Origin of the sequence: Cedecea neteri (genome assembly GCF_000758305.1) — a bacterium.
Classification (GTDB): domain Bacteria; phylum Pseudomonadota; class Gammaproteobacteria; order Enterobacterales; family Enterobacteriaceae; genus Cedecea; species Cedecea neteri_C.
In genome coordinates, this window is the sequence record NZ_CP009458.1 from 1,514,449 (window position 1) to 1,533,816 (window position 19,368).

22 protein-coding genes and 1 tRNA gene are annotated in these 19,368 nt (G+C 53.9%); 11 read left to right on the forward strand and 12 right to left on the reverse strand.

Annotation, left to right across the window (positions count from 1 at the left end):
- Window positions 1-49 precede the first annotated feature (49 nt).
- Entirely contained in the window at window positions 50-343 is a 294-nt protein-coding gene (locus LH23_RS07080) for a DUF1330 domain-containing protein (RefSeq protein ID WP_039289486.1), read from the reverse strand.
- Between the two features lie 233 nt (window positions 344-576).
- Here LH23_RS07080 and asr point away from each other — a divergent pair, with 233 nt between their 5' ends.
- The gene (gene asr, locus LH23_RS23340; protein ID WP_071842699.1) at window positions 577-1,056 is read left to right on the forward strand and encodes an acid resistance repetitive basic protein Asr; all 480 of its coding nucleotides are present in this window, start codon (window positions 577-579) and stop codon (window positions 1,054-1,056) included.
- 394 nt (window positions 1,057-1,450) lie between these two features.
- Here the strand turns inward: asr and LH23_RS07090 are convergent.
- From LH23_RS07090 to aspA, 6 genes are all read right to left on the reverse strand, one after another.
- A tRNA-Phe gene (locus LH23_RS07090) sits at window positions 1,451-1,526 on the reverse strand.
- Between the two features lie 105 nt (window positions 1,527-1,631).
- The gene (locus LH23_RS07095) at window positions 1,632-2,207 is read right to left on the reverse strand and encodes a transcriptional regulator (RefSeq protein WP_039289493.1); all 576 of its coding nucleotides are present in this window, start codon (window positions 2,205-2,207) and stop codon (window positions 1,632-1,634) included.
- A gap of 38 nt (window positions 2,208-2,245) precedes the next feature.
- Window positions 2,246-4,018, reverse strand: coding sequence for a protein-disulfide reductase DsbD (locus LH23_RS07100; protein ID WP_039289496.1), 1,773 nt, complete (start codon window positions 4,016-4,018; stop codon window positions 2,246-2,248).
- Window positions 3,994-4,317, reverse strand: coding sequence for a divalent cation tolerance protein CutA (gene cutA / locus LH23_RS07105; protein WP_039289498.1), 324 nt, complete (start codon window positions 4,315-4,317; stop codon window positions 3,994-3,996). Before cutA ends, LH23_RS07100 begins: the two co-directional genes overlap by 25 nt.
- A gap of 87 nt (window positions 4,318-4,404) precedes the next feature.
- Window positions 4,405-5,706 carry an anaerobic C4-dicarboxylate transporter gene (locus tag LH23_RS07110; RefSeq protein ID WP_039289500.1) on the reverse strand — a complete coding sequence of 434 codons (1,302 nt, stop codon included), beginning with the start codon at window positions 5,704-5,706 and terminating at the stop codon, window positions 4,405-4,407.
- Window positions 5,707-5,821: 115 nt separating this feature from the next.
- Window positions 5,822-7,258, reverse strand: a complete 1,437-nt coding sequence (aspA, locus tag LH23_RS07115) for an aspartate ammonia-lyase (RefSeq protein WP_008453774.1) — start codon at window positions 7,256-7,258, stop codon at window positions 5,822-5,824.
- 344 nt (window positions 7,259-7,602) lie between these two features.
- Here aspA and LH23_RS07120 point away from each other — a divergent pair, with 344 nt between their 5' ends.
- The 4 genes from LH23_RS07120 (at window position 7,603) to LH23_RS07135 (ending at window position 10,677) form a co-directional block, all read left to right on the forward strand.
- Window positions 7,603-8,079 carry an FxsA family protein gene (locus tag LH23_RS07120; protein ID WP_008453773.1) on the forward strand — a complete coding sequence of 159 codons (477 nt, stop codon included), beginning with the start codon at window positions 7,603-7,605 and terminating at the stop codon, window positions 8,077-8,079.
- 134 nt (window positions 8,080-8,213) lie between these two features.
- Window positions 8,214-8,507: a co-chaperone GroES gene (locus LH23_RS07125; RefSeq protein WP_008453772.1), complete on the forward strand. Its 294-nt coding sequence runs from the start codon at window positions 8,214-8,216 to the stop codon at window positions 8,505-8,507.
- A 40-nt stretch (window positions 8,508-8,547) separates the two neighbouring features.
- Window positions 8,548-10,194, forward strand: a complete 1,647-nt coding sequence (gene groL, locus LH23_RS07130) for a chaperonin GroEL (protein ID WP_039289507.1) — start codon at window positions 8,548-8,550, stop codon at window positions 10,192-10,194.
- A gap of 129 nt (window positions 10,195-10,323) precedes the next feature.
- On the forward strand, window positions 10,324-10,677 hold the full coding sequence (locus tag LH23_RS07135) for a DUF4156 domain-containing protein (RefSeq protein WP_039289510.1): 354 nt from the start codon (window positions 10,324-10,326) through the stop codon (window positions 10,675-10,677).
- A gap of 182 nt (window positions 10,678-10,859) precedes the next feature.
- On the opposite strand, the gene epmB is transcribed toward LH23_RS07135, so the two are convergent.
- Window positions 10,860-11,888 carry an EF-P beta-lysylation protein EpmB gene (gene epmB, locus LH23_RS07140; RefSeq protein WP_039289513.1) on the reverse strand — a complete coding sequence of 343 codons (1,029 nt, stop codon included), beginning with the start codon at window positions 11,886-11,888 and terminating at the stop codon, window positions 10,860-10,862.
- Between the two features lie 41 nt (window positions 11,889-11,929).
- Here epmB and efp point away from each other — a divergent pair, with 41 nt between their 5' ends.
- The 3 genes from efp (at window position 11,930) to ecnB (ending at window position 12,951) form a co-directional block, all read left to right on the forward strand.
- Window positions 11,930-12,496 (forward strand): elongation factor P, encoded by a 567-nt coding sequence (gene efp, locus LH23_RS07145; protein ID WP_008453764.1) that lies wholly within the window; start codon window positions 11,930-11,932, stop codon window positions 12,494-12,496.
- Window positions 12,497-12,563: 67 nt separating this feature from the next.
- The gene (locus LH23_RS07150; protein WP_039289517.1) at window positions 12,564-12,698 is read left to right on the forward strand and encodes an entericidin A/B family lipoprotein; all 135 of its coding nucleotides are present in this window, start codon (window positions 12,564-12,566) and stop codon (window positions 12,696-12,698) included.
- A 106-nt stretch (window positions 12,699-12,804) separates the two neighbouring features.
- Window positions 12,805-12,951 (forward strand): lipoprotein toxin entericidin B, encoded by a 147-nt coding sequence (ecnB, locus tag LH23_RS07155; protein ID WP_008453759.1) that lies wholly within the window; start codon window positions 12,805-12,807, stop codon window positions 12,949-12,951.
- Between the two features lie 31 nt (window positions 12,952-12,982).
- On the opposite strand, the gene LH23_RS07160 is transcribed toward ecnB, so the two are convergent.
- Window positions 12,983-13,591: a LuxR C-terminal-related transcriptional regulator gene (locus LH23_RS07160; RefSeq protein WP_039289520.1), complete on the reverse strand. Its 609-nt coding sequence runs from the start codon at window positions 13,589-13,591 to the stop codon at window positions 12,983-12,985.
- Between the two features lie 288 nt (window positions 13,592-13,879).
- On the opposite strand from LH23_RS07160, the gene sugE reads away from it, so the two are divergent.
- The gene (sugE, locus tag LH23_RS07165) at window positions 13,880-14,197 is read left to right on the forward strand and encodes a quaternary ammonium compound efflux SMR transporter SugE (protein WP_008453755.1); all 318 of its coding nucleotides are present in this window, start codon (window positions 13,880-13,882) and stop codon (window positions 14,195-14,197) included.
- Here the strand turns inward: sugE and LH23_RS07170 are convergent.
- The gene (locus LH23_RS07170; RefSeq protein ID WP_039289523.1) at window positions 14,194-14,727 is read right to left on the reverse strand and encodes a lipocalin family protein; all 534 of its coding nucleotides are present in this window, start codon (window positions 14,725-14,727) and stop codon (window positions 14,194-14,196) included. The two genes, sugE and LH23_RS07170, sit on opposite strands and share 4 nt — an antisense overlap.
- Window positions 14,728-14,835: 108 nt before the next feature.
- Window positions 14,836-15,987: a CMY2/MIR/ACT/EC family class C beta-lactamase gene (gene ampC / locus LH23_RS07175; protein WP_081946060.1), complete on the reverse strand. Its 1,152-nt coding sequence runs from the start codon at window positions 15,985-15,987 to the stop codon at window positions 14,836-14,838.
- A gap of 128 nt (window positions 15,988-16,115) precedes the next feature.
- On the opposite strand from ampC, the gene ampR reads away from it, so the two are divergent.
- Entirely contained in the window at window positions 16,116-16,994 is an 879-nt protein-coding gene (ampR, locus tag LH23_RS07180) for a LysR family transcriptional regulator AmpR (protein WP_039289528.1), read from the forward strand.
- Window positions 16,995-17,020: 26 nt separating this feature from the next.
- Here ampR and rclA read toward each other — a convergent pair whose 3' ends face one another.
- Window positions 17,021-18,346, reverse strand: a complete 1,326-nt coding sequence (gene rclA / locus LH23_RS07185; RefSeq protein WP_039289530.1) for a reactive chlorine resistance oxidoreductase RclA — start codon at window positions 18,344-18,346, stop codon at window positions 17,021-17,023.
- Window positions 18,347-18,470: 124 nt separating this feature from the next.
- Between rclA and rclR the strand changes: the two genes are divergently transcribed.
- Window positions 18,471-19,328, forward strand: coding sequence for a reactive chlorine-specific transcriptional regulator RclR (gene rclR, locus LH23_RS07190; protein ID WP_039289532.1), 858 nt, complete (start codon window positions 18,471-18,473; stop codon window positions 19,326-19,328).
- The last annotated feature ends 40 nt before the right edge of the window (window positions 19,329-19,368 follow it).

The window sequence follows — 19,368 nt, forward strand, 5'->3', positions numbered from 1 at the left end:
TTTCAGGCAATAAAGACTAAAAACCCAGCCTGGGCTGGGTTCGCAAGACTCAGCCAGGCAGGCCTTCCACAATAGCGATCATCGCTTCTGCGACGTTGGCCCTTTCCTGACGAGCGCGCTGGTATTCCGGTGAGTGGTAGCAGGCCAGCGCCGTTTCCATGTCGGCGAACTCAATGACGACATGCCGGGAGAAAGCCGCATCACCCTCTACAACTTCCGCTTTGCCGCCTCGCGCCAAAAAGCGGGCGTTGTATCGCGTAAAAGCCGCGGGGGATAAATCGATATAGTTTTGATACTGCTTAGGGTCGTGAACGGTGACGTGGGCAATCCAGTATGCGGCCATGCTTTGCTCCTGTAGGGGGAAGTCTGTTTGTCAGCCAATCTAGCATAGCGGTGAACGGCCGTGTTGCCGGAAAGAGGCGGCATGATGTGGTAGCTAATCGCTGAATTTGACTTTGTACATTTCATTACACGCCGATACCAATCACTCACTGAAGAGTTTGTTCCACACGCCTATAGTTCATTTCAACGGCCCCGCAGTGGGGTAAACACGAAAACAAATTCGAGGATGTCGAAATGAAAAAAGTATTAGCTCTGGTTGTTGCCGCTGCTATGGGTCTGTCTTCTGCCGCTTTCGCTGCTGACACTACCGCTACTGCACCTGCTGCTGCGCCGGCAACCACCGCCGCTGCTCCTGCTGCTAAAGCTCCAGCTGCAAAAGTAACGCATCATAAGAAACACAAAAAAGCTGCCGCTCAGAAAGCTCAGGCCGCTAAAAAGAAACACAAAAAAGCCGCTAAGCCAGCCACCGAGCAGAAAGCTCAGGCTGCTAAAAAGCACCACAAAAAAGCAGTAAAACCAGCTGCACAGAAAGCTCAGGCTGCTAAAAAGCACCACAAAAAAGCAGTAAAACCAGCTGCACAGAAGGCTCAGGCTGCTAAAAAGCATCACAAAAAAGCAGTAAAACCTGTTGCCCAGAAAGCGCAGGCTGCTAAGAAACACGTGAAAAAACATCACAAAGCTGCTGCAAAACCAGCCGTTAAGCCAGCAGCATAAGTTCAACGGGGCTACCCGTTAGCTTGAAGCGTTAACACAAACACCCGGCTTGCCGGGTGTTTCTTTCTGGAGTTCAGATAATGTTGCGACGCTACAGTTTCGAATTAATCCTCACCGCGCTGCTGACCTGCGGCCTGATCACGCTGAATTTTTGGCTTCAGTAGATTTTGTTCTTCCTGGGTTCTAAAGAGCCACCAGTCCCTGCTTTCCTCAAAAATACAGGCCAGAACCTCGTTTAGAAATTAGTGCAGATTAGCGCTGTAGTTTTTATTTGGCTCTGGAAAAGTGGTTGGGAGAGGGCGATGTTGATGCAGTCGAATAATCATTCAATTCGATGAAGAGTTCACTTCCCCAAAAGCAAAAAACCAGCCCGTAGGCTGGTTCTTCTAAATAGTGGTGCCCGGACTCGGAATCGAACCAAGGACACGGGGATTTTCAATCCCCTGCTCTACCGACTGAGCTATCCGGGCAACGGGCCGCATTAAACCGTAAAGGCCGCCAGGCGTCAACGGCTTTGTCATAAAAATTACCTAAAACTATGCTGATTGCCTGCTTTTCAGTCAAAGGCAGCAAATTCAGGTTAATGCCCCGCCGGTGCGGCACAGCGCAAAGCGCAGAATATCTTCCGCAAGGGTTCTGGCCGTGTCGATATCAGCCTGGCTGCGCTTCACTAATAGCTTGCTCAGGCAGCCTTCCAGCACCAGCTCCATTTGGTGTGCGACCATCGTCGGGTCGTCCACTTCCATTTGCGTCAGCAGCTCGTGGGTGTACTCCCAGGCCGCTTTCTTCTGCTGGTCCGCTAGCTGGTGAATCGGGTGCGCGGCATCTGGATAGAAGGTACAGGCGGCAATAAACAGGCAGCCAGGATAGCGCTGGTTGCTCACGCATTCGGTCAGGGCGTGGTAGCGCTTAAGCAGCTTTTGCTCCGGCGTTAATTCTTCGTCCAGCATCAGCTGGCGCCGCCAGACATCCACCTGCGCACTTAAATAGCGCAGGGCGTCGTACAGCAGGGCTTCGCTGTCGGGCCAGAACTGGCGAACCTCAGCGATCGGGTAATCGGCTTCTTTCGCCACCATCTCCAGCGTCGTGCTGGCAATGCCTTCACGTTCAAGGACATGCAGGGCGTGCTCTAAAACTTCTTCGCGTTGCACGGTCTTCTCCTTACGTTTCCCAACGGATCAAGTGTTGTTTACTGGCTGCGATTGCGCAAATGCTCGCTGAACGTGGTGGCGTCCATAAAGCCCGTTACGCGGTCTGCCGGTTGTTCAACGCCGTTAGCATCAAAGAATAAAATGGTTGGCAGGCCAAGCACCTGTAAATGCTTCAGCAGAGCTTTGTCGTCGGCATTGTTTGCCGTGACATCGGCCTGGAGTAAAACGGCGCCAGACAGCGCTTTTTGTACCTGCGGATCGCTAAAGGTGTATTTCTCAAACTCTTTACACGCCACGCACCAGTCGGCATACAAATCGAGCATCACTGGTTTGCCTTTCGCCCCGGCTAGCGCCGCATCGAGCTGCTCAACGTTGGCTATTTTGTTAAAGCTGAGGTGAGGGAGAGCCTCAGCGGATGCGGGAGAGCCAAAAGTCCAGTCCTGCAGTGGGCGAGCGGCGACCAGCGCGGCACCCAGCAGGAGGATTTGCAGCACGCGTAGCCAGGGCATCTTCGCCGCCAGACTGGTGATAAATGCCCAACCAAAGAAGGCGACGCCCAGCAGACTCCAAAGCCTCAGCCCCCAGGTGTCGCCCAGCACTCGTTCCAGCAGGAAGACCGGCAACGCCAGAATCACAAAGCCAAAGGCGGTTTTGACGCTTTCCATCCAAGGCCCGCTTTTCGGCAGCAGGCGATTACCGAAGACGGTGATCAGGATTAGCGGCAGGCCCATGCCCAGCGCGTAAAGGTAAAGCGTGCCGCCGCCGAGCCACATATTTCCGCTTTGCGCGATGTACAGCAGGATGGCGCTAAGCGGTGCGGTGGTGCACGGTGAGCAGATAAGTCCGGCCAGCGCGCCCATGGCAAAGACGCCCCCCGCCGAGCCGCCCTGCTGGCGATTGCTCATCAGCGCCAGGCGCGTTTGCAGCGATGATGGCAGCTGCAGCGTGAACAGACCGAACATCGAGGCGGCGAGCAGGATAAAGAGCGCCGACAGGCCAATCAGCACGTACGGATGTTGTAGCGCCGCCTGGAACTGAAGCCCCGCGGCGGCAACGACCAGGCCGAGTGCGGTGTAGGTCAGCGCCATACCCTGGACGTAAACGAAAGCCAGCAGCAGCGCCCGGGCGGTGGACAGGCGTTGTTTACCGCCCAAAACGATGCCGGAGATGAGCGGGTACATCGGCAGTACGCAGGGCGTGAAGGCGATGCCGATGCCGATCAGGAAGGCCCACAGCGCGGAGAAGGGGAGCGATGCGGGGGCGGAGTTGTCTGCACCCCTCACCCCGACCCTCTCCCCGGAAGGGGAGAGGGAGGAAGACACGCTGGCCTCATCCTTTGAAGAGGATAAGGAGGAAGAAACTGCAGAGTCGGATTGAGCCAGAGGCGCGACCGCACTCAGCGGCACAACGCGTGTTTCCGGCGGATAACAGAACCCGGCTTCGGCACAGCCCTGGTAGGTGACGCTGACGGACGAGCCTTTATCGGCGGAGTTAACCGTAATCGGCAGATTCAGCTGCTGGGTGAAGATCTCGGTTTTGCCGTAGAACTCATCCTCATGCGAGGTGCCTTTGGGAATAGTCAGGGGCGCAATGTCCGCGCTGGTTGGCACCACTTTTATCTGCTGGCGGTAGAGGTAATAGCCGGGTTTTATCTGCCAGTTGAGCGTCAGCTTGTGCTCAGCCTGCTGGAAGTCAAAGGCAAAGGCCTGATCAACCGGAACAAATTGGGTTTTATTTTGGGCGTCAAACAGCCCGGCGAAGACCTGCGAACTGAAAAGCAGCAGGACTAGCGTAATGATGCGTAAAGCCATGAGAGATATTCACTGTTTCCGTGTGCAACTGGCAGAACCAGTAGTTCAGGCGTTTGATAAGGGTGGTGGGTTTTCAGGCAGGCAAGCAGCGCCTCCTGGTGTTCCACGTCGCTCTTGAGCAGCATTTGGACTTCGTACTCCTGCTCCAGCTTTCCTTCCCAGTAATAGAGCGACGTCGCGCCCGGGAGCAGCGTCACGCAGGCGGCAAGTTTTTCCGCCAGCACTTTCGCGGCCAGATCCTGCGCGCTGGCTTCATCCGGGGCGGTACAGAGTACAACGACAGCCTGGGTCATCGACATCGCAAACCTCATTATGGGAGGAAACGGCATCGACTATAGCACGGGGAGGAGAAGACGGGCCGAATAACAGCCCGCCTTTGAAGAGATTTACAGCATTATGCTGCCGAACACGAAGCCGAAGCAGACCGCCAGCACCACGCCCATTGTGCCGGGAATAAAGAACGGATGGTTAAAGACAAATTTGCCGATGCGGGTTGTGCCGGTATCGTCCATCTGCACCGCGGCGACCAGCGTTGGATAGGTTGGCAGAATAAACAGGCCGGAGACGGCGGCGAAAGAAGCCACGGCGGTTAATGGCGAGACGCTGAGCGCCAGCGCCATCGGCATCAGCGCTTTGGCCGTAGCTGCCTGGGAGTAAAGCAGCGCGGAGGCAAAGAAGAAAATTACTGCCAGCAGCCAAGGGTGGCCCTGAATCACGCTGCCTGCAGTCTCTTTGATCCAGTCAATGTTTGCGGAAACGAAGGTATCGCCCAGCCAGGCCACGCCCAGAATACAAATACAGGCGCTCATCCCGGCTTTGAAGGTGCTGGAGCTAAGAATACTTTCGGTTTCCACACCACAAATCACGGTGGTCAGGGTGGCGACCGACAGCATAATAATCAGGATCGCATTGGTGGTATTCATCAGCGGCGTAGCGACAAGGCCAAGGCTTGGGCTGTTGACGATGGCATAGATAACCACGCCCACCACGCCAAGCAGGAAGAGGAATACGGAGGTTTTGGCGCGAGGCTTAAGCTCGATTTGCTTGTCGCCACGCAGCTCAATCAGGCCTTCTTCCAGGCGTTTGAGGTAAACCGGATCGTTGGACAGCTTTGAGTCGAACAGAATCGAAACCAGGAATGACATCACCAGCACAGCCAGCAGCGTTGAGGGGATTACAACGGACAGCAGCTGAATGTAGCTGACGCCGTGGCCTTCCATCACTGATGACATGTAAACCACTGCGGCGGAAATAGGCGACGCGGTAATGGCTATCTGGGCTGAAACCACCGCCGTTGAGAGCGGACGGCAGGGCTTGATGCCTTGTTCTTTGGCAACTTCGGCAATCACCGGCAGCGTGGCTAGAGAGATGTTGCCGGTGCCGGCGAAAATGGTCAAAAACCAGGTCACAATGGGCGCAAGAATAGTGATGTATTTAGGATTTTTGCGTAGCAGTTTCTCGGTTTGGTGAACGAGGTAATCCAGACCCCCGGCGATTTGCATCGCCGAGATAGCCGCAATGACCGCCATAATGATGGAAATAACGTCGAAGGGGATGCTGCCAGGCTTTACGCCTATCGCCGCGAGAATCAAAACCCCCAATCCACCGGCGTACCCAATGCCTATCCCGCCAAGCCTTGCCCCCAGAAAAATCGCTGCTAACACGATGATGAGCTCGATGACTATCATGGTCGCTTCCTTGATGTTTTAATGAGATGAAAATGAAATGTTGTGTTTTCGTATACCGTTAAAATGAAAAAGGCACGTCCGACTGGACGTGCCTTTTGGCGTTTAGGTAGATGAATTATTGTTCGCTTTCATCGGTATAGCGCTTAGCTTTGTAGACCGGGTGCATCAGGTTGTGGACGGAGAAGATATCGTCCAGCTCGGCTTCGGTCAGCAGGCCGCGCTCCAGCACGACCTCGCGCACGCTCTTGCCGGTTTCCGCACAGATTTTGCCGACGATGTCGCCGTTGTGGTGACCAATGAACGGGTTCAGATAAGTCACGATGCCGATGGAGTTGTACACGTAGCTCTCACACACTTCTTTATTCGCGGTGATGCCGTTAATGCATTTTTCCAGCAGGTTGTAGCAGGCGTTGGTCAGAATATGAATGGATTCGAACATCGCCTGGCCAATCACCGGCTCCATCACGTTCAGCTGCAGCTGACCCGCTTCGGATGCCATGGTTACCGTGGTGTCGTTGCCGATGACTTTGAAGCAAACCTGGTTCACCACTTCCGGGACAACCGGGTTCACTTTGGCCGGCATGATAGAAGAACCCGCCTGCAGTTCTGGCAGGTTGATTTCGTTCAGGCCAGCGCGCGGGCCGGAAGAGAGCAGGCGCAGGTCGTTACAGATTTTGGACATTTTCACAGCGAGGCGCTTCAGGGAGCTGTGCACCATCACGTATGCGCCGCAGTCGGAGGTCGCTTCAATCAAGTCTTCTGCCGGTACACAAGCCAGGCCGCTGACTTCCGCCAGTTTCTGTACGGCCAGCTGTTGGTAACCATCTGGCGTGTTGAGGCGGGTACCGATGGCGGTGGCGCCAAGGTTCACTTCCAGCAGCAGTTCAGCGGTGCGCAGCAGGTTTTTGGTCTCTTCAGTCAGCAGCACGTTGAACGCGTGGAATTCCTGGCCGAGGGTCATTGGCACGGCGTCCTGAAGCTGGGTGCGGCCCATTTTCAGGATCTCAGAAAACTCAACCGCTTTACGCTGGAAGCCTTCACCCAGTTGGTTGATGGCATCGATCAGTTTTACGATGGAGGCGTACACCGCGATGCGGAAGCCGGTTGGGTAGGCGTCGTTAGTCGACTGGCATTTGTTGACGTGGTCGTTCGGGTTCAGGAACTGGTATTCACCTTTCTGGTGGCCCATCAGTTCCAGACCAATGTTGGCGAGGACTTCGTTGGTGTTCATGTTGACGGAAGTACCGGCGCCACCCTGGTAGACGTCTACCGGGAACTGATCCATGCATTTGCCGTTGTTCAGGACTTCATCACAGGCCTGAATGATGGTGTTCGCGATGCTCTTAGGAATGGTTTGCAGTTCCTTGTTCGCCATTGCCGCCGCTTTTTTCACCATCACCATACCGCGTACAAATTCAGGTATGTCACTGATTTTACTGTTGCTAATGTAGAAGTTTTCAATCGCTCTCAGAGTATGAACGCCGTAGTAGGCATCCGCTGGCACTTCCCTGGTACCCAACAAATCTTCTTCGATACGAATGTTATTTAACATGTGAACCTTCTTAGTAAAGCTGCAGATAAATGCACTGTTTTATTCACACACACGATATGTGGTTGTGAGCTTAATAGGCCGACGATTATGTCCATATTCGACCGCGTTAACGTGATGATATGCTGATGATAGCGAAAAGCAGTAACCTGGATCACTTATTAAAAGCCGCCACGCATAACAATTATTAATATGTGATATAGGTCAATAGTTGAAAATTTCCAGAAAAAATTCACGCAATAAACATTGATCTTTGTCTACAGCGTCGCCATCTCCCCCCTACGCGTAATTGCTAATCTATTTTTCGCGAGACCATTAACGGGCTCGCCCGATGACAGGAGCGTATAGTGCGCTGGATCCCGCTTATTGCCGTTTTCCTCTATGTTTACATCGAAATTTCGCTGTTCATACAGGTGGCACATGTTCTGGGGGTCTTTATGACCCTGATTCTGGTCATTTTCACTTCGGTGATTGGCCTCTCTCTGGTGCGTAACCAGGGTTTTAAAAACTTGATGCTGATGCAGCAGAAGATGGCGGCCGGCGAAAGCCCTGCGGCGGAGATGATCAAAAGCGTCTCGCTGATCATGGCCGGTATTTTGCTGCTGCTGCCGGGCTTCTTTACCGACTTCCTCGGCCTGCTGCTGCTGTTACCGCCGGTGCAAAAGCATCTGACGCTGAAGCTGATGCCGCATTTGCGCTTCTCCCGTATGCCTGGCGGCGGTTTTAGCGCCGGTAGCGAAGGGGGCAATACGTTTGACGGCGAGTTTCAGCGTAAAGACGACGCGCCAAAGCGCCTCGACGACCAGCACCGGGACGATCGTTAAATTTTAGTTTTTTTTGTTTTCCCCCCTTGAAGGGGGGAAAGCGCATCCCCATTAATCAGGTCACCAGCCGATTACCCCTGTGGGACGGCGTTACCTAACTATCTGATACTGACTTTCTCAAAGGAGAGCTATCAATGAGCATTCGTCCATTACATGATCGTGTCATCGTCAAGCGTAAAGAAGTTGAATCCAAATCTGCGGGCGGCATCGTTCTGACTGGCTCCGCAGCGGGCAAATCAACTCGTGGCGAGATCATCGCTGTCGGTAAAGGCCGCATCCTGGAAAACGGTAGCGTGCAGCCGCTGGACGTGAAAGTGGGTGACATCGTTATCTTCAACGATGGCTACGGCGTGAAGTCCGAGAAAATCGACAACGAAGAAGTGCTGATCATGTCCGAAAGCGACATCCTGGCAATTGTTGAAGCGTAATTTGACGCACGAACCTGAACGAATTTGAGGAACAGAATAAATGGCAGCTAAAGACGTAAAATTCGGTAACGACGCTCGTGTAAAAATGCTGCGCGGCGTTAACGTACTGGCAGATGCAGTGAAAGTTACCCTCGGTCCTAAAGGCCGTAACGTGGTTCTGGATAAATCTTTCGGTGCACCGACCATCACCAAAGATGGCGTTTCCGTAGCGCGTGAAATCGAGCTGGAAGACAAGTTCGAAAACATGGGCGCACAGATGGTGAAAGAAGTTGCCTCTAAAGCGAACGACGCTGCAGGCGACGGCACCACCACCGCAACCGTACTGGCTCAGGCTATCATCACCGAAGGTCTGAAAGCTGTGGCTGCGGGCATGAACCCAATGGACCTGAAACGCGGTATCGATAAAGCCGTTGTTGCCGCTGTTGAAGAGCTGAAAGCGCTGTCCGTGCCGTGCTCTGACTCTAAAGCGATTGCTCAGGTGGGTACTATCTCCGCTAACTCCGACGAAACCGTAGGTAAACTGATCGCTGAAGCGATGGATAAAGTCGGTAAAGAAGGCGTGATCACCGTTGAAGACGGTACCGGTCTGGAAGACGAACTGGACGTGGTTGAAGGTATGCAGTTCGACCGCGGTTACCTGTCCCCGTACTTCATCAACAAGCCAGAAACTGGCGCTGTTGAGCTGGAAAGCCCGTTCATCCTGCTGGCTGACAAAAAAATCTCCAACATCCGCGAAATGCTGCCAGTGCTGGAAGCCGTTGCGAAAGCAGGCAAACCACTGGTTATCATCGCTGAAGATGTTGAAGGCGAAGCACTGGCTACCCTGGTGGTTAACACCATGCGTGGCATCGTGAAAGTGGCTGCGGTTAAAGCACCAGGCTTCGGCGACCGTCGTAAAGCTATGCTGCAGGACATCGCTACTCTGACCGGCGGTACCGTTATCTCTGAAGAGATCGGTATGGAGCTGGAAAAAGCGACCCTGGAAGACCTTGGCCAGGCTAAACGTGTTGTGATCAACAAAGACACCACCACCATCATCGATGGCGTGGGTGAAGAAGCCGCTATTCAGGGCCGCGTTGGTCAGATTCGTAAGCAGATCGAAGAAGCTACTTCTGACTACGACCGTGAAAAACTGCAGGAGCGCGTAGCGAAACTGGCAGGCGGCGTAGCGGTAATCAAAGTCGGTGCTGCTACCGAAGTTGAAATGAAAGAGAAAAAAGCTCGCGTCGACGATGCCCTGCACGCTACCCGTGCTGCGGTTGAAGAAGGCGTGGTTGCCGGTGGTGGTGTAGCGCTGGTTCGCGTTGCCACTAAACTGGCTGGCCTGACCGCTCAGAACGAAGACCAGAACGTGGGTATCAAAGTTGCGCTGCGCGCGATGGAAGCTCCTCTGCGTCAGATCGTTTCTAACGCCGGTGAAGAGCCATCTGTTGTTACCAACGCGGTGAAAGCGGGCGAAGGTAACTACGGTTACAACGCTGCTACCGAAGAATACGGCAACATGATCGATTTCGGTATCCTGGACCCAACCAAAGTTACCCGTTCTGCTCTGCAGTACGCGGCTTCCGTTGCGGGCCTGATGATCACTACCGAGTGCATGGTTACCGACCTGCCTAAAGGCGATGCACCTGACTTAGGCGCTGCTGGCGGCATGGGCGGCATGGGTGGCATGGGCGGCATGATGTAATTCGCCTTAGCACCTTGTGTTAAAGAAACCCTCAGTCAGAAATGTCTGGGGGTTTTTTCTTTTGTTCACACTCTGGTATAAGTGCTTACCGGGCAATAACGGCTCAATACCTTGATTACGGGGAATAACATGCGCATGAAAGTCTCATCAGGAGTGGTTGTGGCAGCGCTGCTGCTGGCAGGATGTAGCACGGGCAATCAGCTTAGCTCTGGCGGCCAGAGCGTTCGTTTTGTTGAAGACAAACCAGGTAACGAATGCCGCTTATTAGGCACCGCGACCGGGGAACAGAGCAACTGGCTGTCTGGCCAGCACGGTGATGAAGGCGGTTCTATGCGCGGCGCGGCAAACGCACTGCGTAACAATGCGGCCGAGATGGGCGGCAACGTGCTGTACGGCGTAAGTAGCCCAACCCAGACGCTGCTCTCGAGCTTTGCGCCAACGGCTAGCCAAATGACCGGCCAGGTTTATAAGTGCCCGAACTGATTCGGTAAGTATTACCCTCACCCCGGCCCTCTCCCTCAGGGAGAGGGAGAAAAACGGAAGAAGGCCAGAGGGTTCCCTCTCACTGGTAAGGGATAAAGTTGTGGGGCTTCTTCTACAGTTGCAGGCTGCACTGAACGGTTCCCTCTCCTGGGGGAGAGGGTTAGGGTGAGGGCGTTACGCTCTCACTTTTGCCGTAGCTGCAAATCCAGCGGCGTCTTACTTGGCTCTCCGCCTATCTCTCTCGCCAGCTTCGGCACCATATAGCCAGAAACCAGCGTCAGCAGCTCACGCATAATCGCCCGGGCCTCTTCGTCTTCCACCATAAAGTGTGCCGCGCCCTGCACTCGGTCGAGCACATGCAGGTAATACGGCATCACGCCCGCATCAAATAGTGCATTACTTAGGTCAGCCAGAGTTTGCGCGCTGTCGTTCACGCCGCGCAGCAACACGCTTTGATTCAGCAGCGTGACGCCCGCCTGGCGTAGTTTTGCCATCGCCGAGCGGAAATCGTCGCCAATTTCCTGGGCGTGGTTAATATGATTAACCAGCAGCACCTGAAGTGATGAGCGTGCGATTCTTGCCGCCAGCACATCGGTAATACGCGCCGGGATAACTATCGGCAGACGGCTGTGAATGCGCAGGCGTTTGATATGAGGAATGGCCTCTAGCTCGCTCATCAGCCAGTCCAGCTCGTGATCTTTGGCCATCAGCGGGTCGCCGCCGGAGAAAATAATTTCGTCCAGCTCAGGATGTTCGCTGATATACGCCAGCGCCGTTTGCCAGTTGCGTTTGTTGCCCTGGTTGTCGGCATACGGGAAGTGGCGGCGGAAACAGTAGCGGCAGTTTACGGCGCAGCCGCCTTTTACCAGCAGCAAGGCGCGGTTGCGGTACTTATGCAGCAGCCCAGGGACGACGCTGTGTTGCTCTTCCAGCGGATCGGTGGTGAAACCGGGTGCGGCAACGAACTCCTGCTTTGCCGTCAAAACCTGGCGCAGCAGAGGGTCGTTAGGGTTGCCTTTTTCCATCCGCGCGACGAAAGCGCGAGGGACGCGCAGAGCAAAAAGACGCCTTGCTTCACGCCCGGCGAGCAGTTCTTCATCGTCGGCTACATTTAAAATGTGCAGCAGTTCATCAGGATCGGTTATAACATCGGCAAGTTGCGCTAACCAATCTTCTCTGTGAGGGGGATTTAGGGTTACAATGTGTGCCATTTTTTTGGCTAAGCTACCAGTTAACAAATTCAGAGGGCCTTATGGCGACTTATTCTAGCAACGATTTCCGTGCCGGTCTTAAAATCATGATGGATGGCGAACCGTACGCGGTTGAAGCCAGCGAATTCGTAAAACCGGGCAAAGGCCAGGCATTCGCGCGCGTTAAGCTGCGTCGTCTGCTGACCGGTACCCGCGTTGAGAAAACCTTCAAGTCTACCGACTCTGCAGAAGGCGCTGACGTTGTCGATATGAACCTGACTTACCTGTACAACGACGGTGAGTTCTACCACTTCATGAACAACCAAACCTTCGAGCAGCTGGCTGCGGACGAAAAAGCCGTTGGCGAAAACGCTAAATGGCTGCTGGACCAGGCTGAGTGCATCGTGACCCTGTGGAACGGCCAGCCAATCTCCGTTACCCCACCGAACTTCGTTGAGCTGGAAATCGTTGAAACCGATCCAGGTCTGAAAGGCGACACTGCAGGGACCGGCGGCAAGCCAGCAACCCTGAGCACCGGCGCTGTGGTTAAAGTTCCGTTGTTCGTTCAGATCGGCGAAGTCATCAAAGTTGACACCCGTTCTGGTGAATACGTTTCTCGCGTGAAGTAATAATTCTCGTGGAGGTTCGCGGCGCGGTGCCTGAGGCTCGCGCCGCTGCTTTATCAGGGCAGGGAAGATGAACCGTTTGCTGAAACAAATTCTTTTTATCTCGCTGCTGGCCGCTGCGCTGTCGGGTTGTAATACCACGCGTGGGTTTGGCGAAGACTTGCAGCATCTCGGCGGCGCCATTGAGCGCGTAGCCAATAAATAATCCCCTCCAGTTATCCTAAATCGCCTCGCTTCTCCTTCGTTGTTCATTTTTTTAGCTATGCTTAACGAGCTATACACAAACAACATATAGGTATAAGGAAAAGCTCATGATTAAGAAAACTATTGCTGCGTTTTTCTCTCTCGTCGTTCTTTCATCCTTGTTGACCGCCTGTAACACGACCCGCGGCGTGGGCGAGGATATTCAAAGCGGCGGTAAAGCTATTTCTGGTGCGGCAACAAAAGCGCAGGAATAATAATTTTCGGTACGGCGATTGTGCCGTACCGTTATTCTAAAATGGCTTCCGGAATGTTTAAAAAAAGCGATAATCGATTGTCGGCTCCCAGCTTTAATCTAATATTGCGCTTGTAGGTGTAAACTGTTTTTACGCTTATTCCCATCACTCTGGCAATATATTCATTGTTCGCCTCTTCCTTCCAGAGTTTTAGTATTCTCTCTTCGCGTAAGGTCAATAATGGCGTAATATGTCGTTTCACTTCACGGAATGGCGGGCGAGTTGCAATAGTCTGCTGAATCAGAGTCGTTAATGCCGATAATGATACTGACTTATCCCAAATATCGGTAGTGCCTTGCGTCGCGCAGTATTCGGCAATGGTGGGGTGTTGCCCGCTTTGCAGCAACAGCAGGCGTGTCGTATCGCCACAGGCGGAATAAATAGCCGAAAGCTGTTGGATATTATGCAATGCGGTTGAGAAACTGTTGAAGTCGGCGATCACCATATTCGGCTGCCATTTAATAATTTTTTCCCGGGCGAGAAGTAAACTGTCTGTCTCTAAAATACTCACTGCCGTAGCCAGATTATTTTTCTGATTGAGCAAGTGCGTCAGTCCCTGACGGCTGAAGTAACACCTATCAACCAATAATATTTTATACATTTTCACGCTTCACGTTAATCATTACTGCGGCGTTTGCAGGCTGGCAAACCACGTTTTATCATATGAACAAATTTGCCAAAATGAATCACGGAAATGCGCGCGAATTCGCTGTCAATTCCAGGCTTAGCAAGGCCCGGCGAGTGAAACGATTATTTCATCGCGCGGCATTTGGATACGGATTTTCAGGCAACCGTTTGAGTGCTAAAATCATCTTCTCACCTAAGCCTTACGGGACGACCCGCAAGCGCATCTCACACCGGGGACGGCCCCATTTTTACTGGAGCTGTTATGGCCTGGATCGTACTGTTGATTGCTGGATTACTGGAAGTTGTTTGGGCAGTAGGACTGAAATATACCCACGGTTTTAGCCGCCTGTGGCCTAGCGTTATTACCATCGTCGCGATGGTTGTCAGTATGGCCTTGCTCGCCTGGGCGATGAAAACGCTACCTACAGGAACAGCCTATGCGGTGTGGACCGGGATCGGTGCCGTCGGTGCGGCGATTACCGGCATTCTATTGCTGGGAGAGTCGGCTAACCCGATGCGTCTGGCTAGCCTGGCTCTGATTGTGGTCGGGATCATTGGCCTGAAACTTTCCACGCATTAACTGCCCGGTTGTTTCACCCAAATCAGTTTATCCACCGCAAAGCCCTGGCGGGCGGCGATAGCCAATAGCTGTTGTTTGAGGTCGCGGCTGATGGTTGGCGTGCGGGACAGGATCCACAGATAGCTGAGGTCCGGCCCGCACACCAGCGCATGGCGGTAGTCTTTATCCAGCGCAATCACGTTATAGCCGCCGTAGAACGGGCCAAAGAAAGAGACTTTTAGCGCGGCAACGCTCGGGTCTCCGGTGAAGTAAGCCTTCCCTTCGGCCTGCTGCCACATCTGCCTGTCAGGATTAAACCCGCGGTTTATCACGCGCAGGCCGCCGTCATCCATAAAACTGTAGGTGGCCGTGACCTGATTCAGGCCGCTTTCAAAGCTGTGGTCCATCCGGGCAATTTCATACCAGGTGCCGATGAAACGTTTTGCCTCGAAGTTTTGCACGACCGTGACGCTGGGGGGAGGAGTTGGGGCACTACAGGAGACAACGAATAATGCGACCGCAAGCGCGGTGACAGCAGGCCAAATGCGCATAGCAGATTCCTTCCAGGGTTTTTTAGCTAAGTGTAGATGGCGACAGGAAATAAAGTGTGAGCGAAGCCGGAAATAATACGGCCTGTGCTCAACAGGCCGTGGTCATTTTTATTGCAGGGCTTCAAGAATGGCGTAAGCGGCTTTTACTCGCTCGGTATTCGGGTAGCTTTTGTTGGCCAGCATCACGATGCCCAGCTGTTTTTCTGGAATAAAAGCTACGTAGCTTCCAAAGCCGCCTGTCGACCCGGTTTTATGTACCCATGAGGCTTTAACCGCAGGTGCGGGAGGATCAATCAACGTTGCCGGGTGCGGCGCAAGGGCAACTTTATTGTCGCTGCCGTCAATAACCGTTTTCCCCTTCACCGGCCAGTTCAGCATTTCCCAGCCAAGCCCTTGATACATGCTGCCCACGCGCCAGTACCGGGACTGCGCAAGCTGAATACCCTGTGCTAGCGTTTTGTCTTCCAGGCGATTAGGGGCCATGTTGGCCTGCACCCAATGAGCCATATCTTCGATGCTGGATTTCACGCCGTAGGCTTCCGCATCTAACATGCCCGGCGAGACGCGCACGGCTTTCCCGTCCCGGTAACCCCAGGCGTAGTGGCTTTCTTCCGTGGCAGGTACGTTAATCCAGGTGTGTTGAAGATTCAGCGGCTCAAAGACGCGTTTTAACATTGCCTGTTCAAAGCCCATGCCTGACGATTTCACCATCAAGGCACCAAACAGTCCGATGCTTGCGTTGGCGTAGAGGCGCTGTGTGCCCGGCGCCCACTGCGGCTGCCAGTTCTGGTAAAATTTCAGCAGGGCATCGCTGTTGGTCACCTCGTCGGGCACCTGCAGCGGCAGGCCGCCGGCAGTATAGGTGGCAAGCTGCAGCAGGGTGATTCCTTTCCACTGCTTGCCGTTCAGCTCAGGCCAGTATTTTTGCGCCGGGTCGTTAAGGTTGATTTCGCCACGTGCCAAAGCATCACCGCCCAGCACGCCAGTAAAGGTTTTACTGACCGAGCCCAGTTCAAACAACGTTTGCTGCGTTACCGGCAGGTTGCGCTGTAGATCGGCTTTTCCCCAGGTGAAATACAGCGGGTAGCCTTTATAGATAACCGCCACCGCCATGCCCGGGATTGCCTGCTCTTTCATTAGCGGGGCAACGGTGCGATTCACGAGCTTTTCAATCTGCAGTGCGGTCAGTTCTTTTTGAGCGGCAAAGCTGGAGCATGAGGCTGTAAGCAGCAGCGTCAGGCAGAGGGATTTTTTCATAATGGATAACCTTCCTTAGAGAGATGATAGCAGTCCGGGCCCGTCAGACGAGGCAAGTTTGTTGGATTTGACTCCTGGTGACAAACGATTAAATTTGGCATTAGGTTTAAGATTTTCTAACAGGTAACGTGATGACCCGCAGCTATATCCCGCTGAACTCCCTGCGTGCTTTTGAAGCCGCCGCCAGGCATCTTAGCTTTACTCATGCCGCCATCGAGCTGAATGTCACCCACTCTGCCATCAGTCAGCAGGTAAAGGCGCTGGAAGAACACCTGCATTGCCAGCTGTTTGTGCGCGTTTCTCGCGGATTGATGTTGACCACGGAAGGTGAAAATCTGTTACCTGTGCTGAACGATTCCTTTGACCGTATCGCAGGTGTGCTGGACCGTTTTTCCGGCACTCAGGCGAGAGAAAAACTTAAGCTAGGCGTGGTAGGTACTTTCGCAACAGGCTTTCTGCTGCCGCGCCTTGAAGCTTTCCGTCGGCGCTATCCACATATCGACCTTCAGCTTTCGACGCACAACAACCGGGTGGATCCGGCTGCGGAAGGGCTGGATTATACGGTGCGATTTGGGAGTGGGGCCTGGCACGGAACGGATGCGATATACCTGTGTGATGCCCCGCTGTCACCGCTTTGTTCTCCGGCGCTGGCTGCTGAACTCCAGCGCCCGCAGGACGTGCTGAACCACACCCTCCTGCGTTCTTATCGGCGAGACGAATGGGCGGCATGGCTACAGGCGGCGGGAGAGGTTCCACCGTCGCCAACGCATCTGGTGATGGTGTTTGATTCTTCGGTCACTATGCTCGAAGCCGCACAGGCTGGGGCAGGCATTGCCATTGCCCCGGTCAATATGTTTACTCACTTGCTGAATAGCGAGCGGATTGTGCGCCCGTTTGAGACGGAAATCAGTCTCGGCAGTTACTGGCTGACAAAGCTCCAGTCCAGGCCGGAAACGCCCGCCATGAGAGACTTCTCCGGTTGGTTAGCCGGAGAGTGTGAGAACGCGTAGGACCTGATTGCCCGAACCTGGATGGGTTATTTTACCAACCCAAACAGGTCGTTAAGCGCTTCACTCATGGTAGGGTGCGTGAAAATTTGGTCGCGCAGCGTGGTGTAGGGCAGCCCGGCATCCATGACGGTTTTAATCAGGTTAATGATCTCATGAGAGCCAGGGCAGAGCAGCGATGCGCCGAGGATCTCCTGCGTTGATGTGTCCACGATAGCTTTGAGCATGCCGCGTGTGTCGCCCATGACTCGAGCCCTTGGAATTGCCGCTACGGGAAGCGTAACGACCTGAACGGGTTTACCGCTAGCCAGAGCTTGTTCTTCAGTCATGCCGATGCGAGACAGCGGGGGCGTCATAAACACGGAATAGGGTACATTTTTTCTGTCCCCAGTATGGCGTTTACCTTCGCCCAACAGGCTGTCACGCACGATACGGAAGTCATCGAGCGAGATATAGGTAAACTGTAGCCCGCCGGTCACATCCCCCATTGCCCAGATGTTGTCTGCCGAGGTTCGCAGATATTTATTCACTACGATGGCTCCACGGGCATCGACATCAACCCCGGCGTTTTTCAGGTTCAGGCTATCCGTAGCGGGTTTTCGCCCTGAGGCAACAAGCAGCGCGTCGACCTTGTGGAGGCTATCACTCGTATGCAAATGCACGGTGTTGTCGCGAGATTCAACGCGCTGAACCTGGGCGTTGAGGACCAATTCCACGCCTTGTTGTTGAAGTATATTGGCGATGGCTTCGGCTACGTCACGGTCTTCACGCGGCAAGAAATCAGCAGCGGCTTCGAAAATGGTGACCTTGCTGCCGAAACCGACAAACATTGAGGCAAACTCAACCCCGATGTAGCCGCCGCCCAAAATACCGAGGTGCGTTGGGAGTGCGGTCAGATTAAGCAATCCGGTGCTGTCATACACCCCTGGCGTAGTCGTCAGGCCGTCAATCGGCGGCAAAACGGACTGTGCTCCGGTATTGATAAATATTTTTTCACCGCGCAGTTCAATAGCTTCACCGTTTTGCTTCACGCGCACCGTGTGCTGGTCAACAAACTCGGCGTGGCCGTCGATAACGTCCACATTGTCCAGGTCGGCCAGCAAGTGGTAGTTTTTGTCGCGCAGGAAACTGATGACCGAAGATTTACGTGCAATAGCTGTCGTAAAGTCCTGATGCCGTTCTGCGTCGTGAACCAGCGTTTTGGTTGGGATACAGCCAATGTTGATGCAGGTGCCGCCGTACATGGCGGAGGATTGTTCGATAATAGCGACTTTCCAGTTTTGTTTTGCCAGGGTTGCCGCCAGGGTTTTACCTGCTTTACCAAAGCCAATGATGATTGCCTGATAGGCTTGCATAGGAGTTCTCCGTCAATGAGTCAGCCGTCGTGTTGATGGTTTTGATTCTGTTCCAATGGCAGTCGCGTGGTTTCTTCAGGTATCTTTAAATCCTGTCTTATCGTCTGATTTGTTGGAGTGATTGATGGATCCTCTCAGCCAGTTGATGGCATTCAGCGCCCCACAGGGGTCGATTGATAAAAATTGCCTGCTAAGCGCGGGCTGGAGCCTGCCTCATGCGGCGGGATCGCTGGCGACCGTTCGCTGGCACACCGTTACACAAGGGGCAGCATGGCTGGAGCTGCCTTCCGGTGAAAAGCTGACGCTGCTGCCCGGGCAGGTGGCTGTATTGACGCAAAACTCTGCGCACCGGCTGCGGCAGAAAGGGCAGGAAGAGACCTGGATCGTTTGTGGGAGCCTGTATTTATCTTCGGCTTCCCGCCATTTTTTGACGGCGCTTCCGGAGGCCCTGGTGATGACTCCCGAACAAGGTAGCCCCGAGCATACATGGCTGCTGGCGGCGGTTTCGCTACTGCAACAGGAAGCGGAAATGCCACAGCCTGGTATGGCGGCGATATGTAGCCAGCAATGTGCCACGATAATTGCCCTGGGCTTGCGGCAATGGCTACGGGAAAATGCTCAGGACAAAAGCCAGTTGAATTTGCTGCTGCATCCGAGACTTGGAATGGCGGTACAAAGCATGCTGAATGCACCGCAAACGCCCTGGACCGTTGCCTCGCTGGCTGAACAAGTGCACATGTCTCGTGCCAGTTTCGCACTGCTCTTTCGCGAGGTGAGCGGCACCACACCGCTGGCGGTTCTGACCCGTATAAGGCTGCAAACTGCCGCTCAGCAGCTCTCGCGTGAAGCAAGCTCGGTTATCACCATTGCGGATGCCGTAGGCTACGCCAGCGAATCGTCATTCCATAAGGCTTTTATGCGTGAGTTTGGCTGTTCGCCTGGGGAATACAGAAAGCGGGTGAAGGCGTTGGCGATGGAATAAAAAAGGCCCGCGCGAAAGCGAGCCTTTTGGTGCGCTGAAT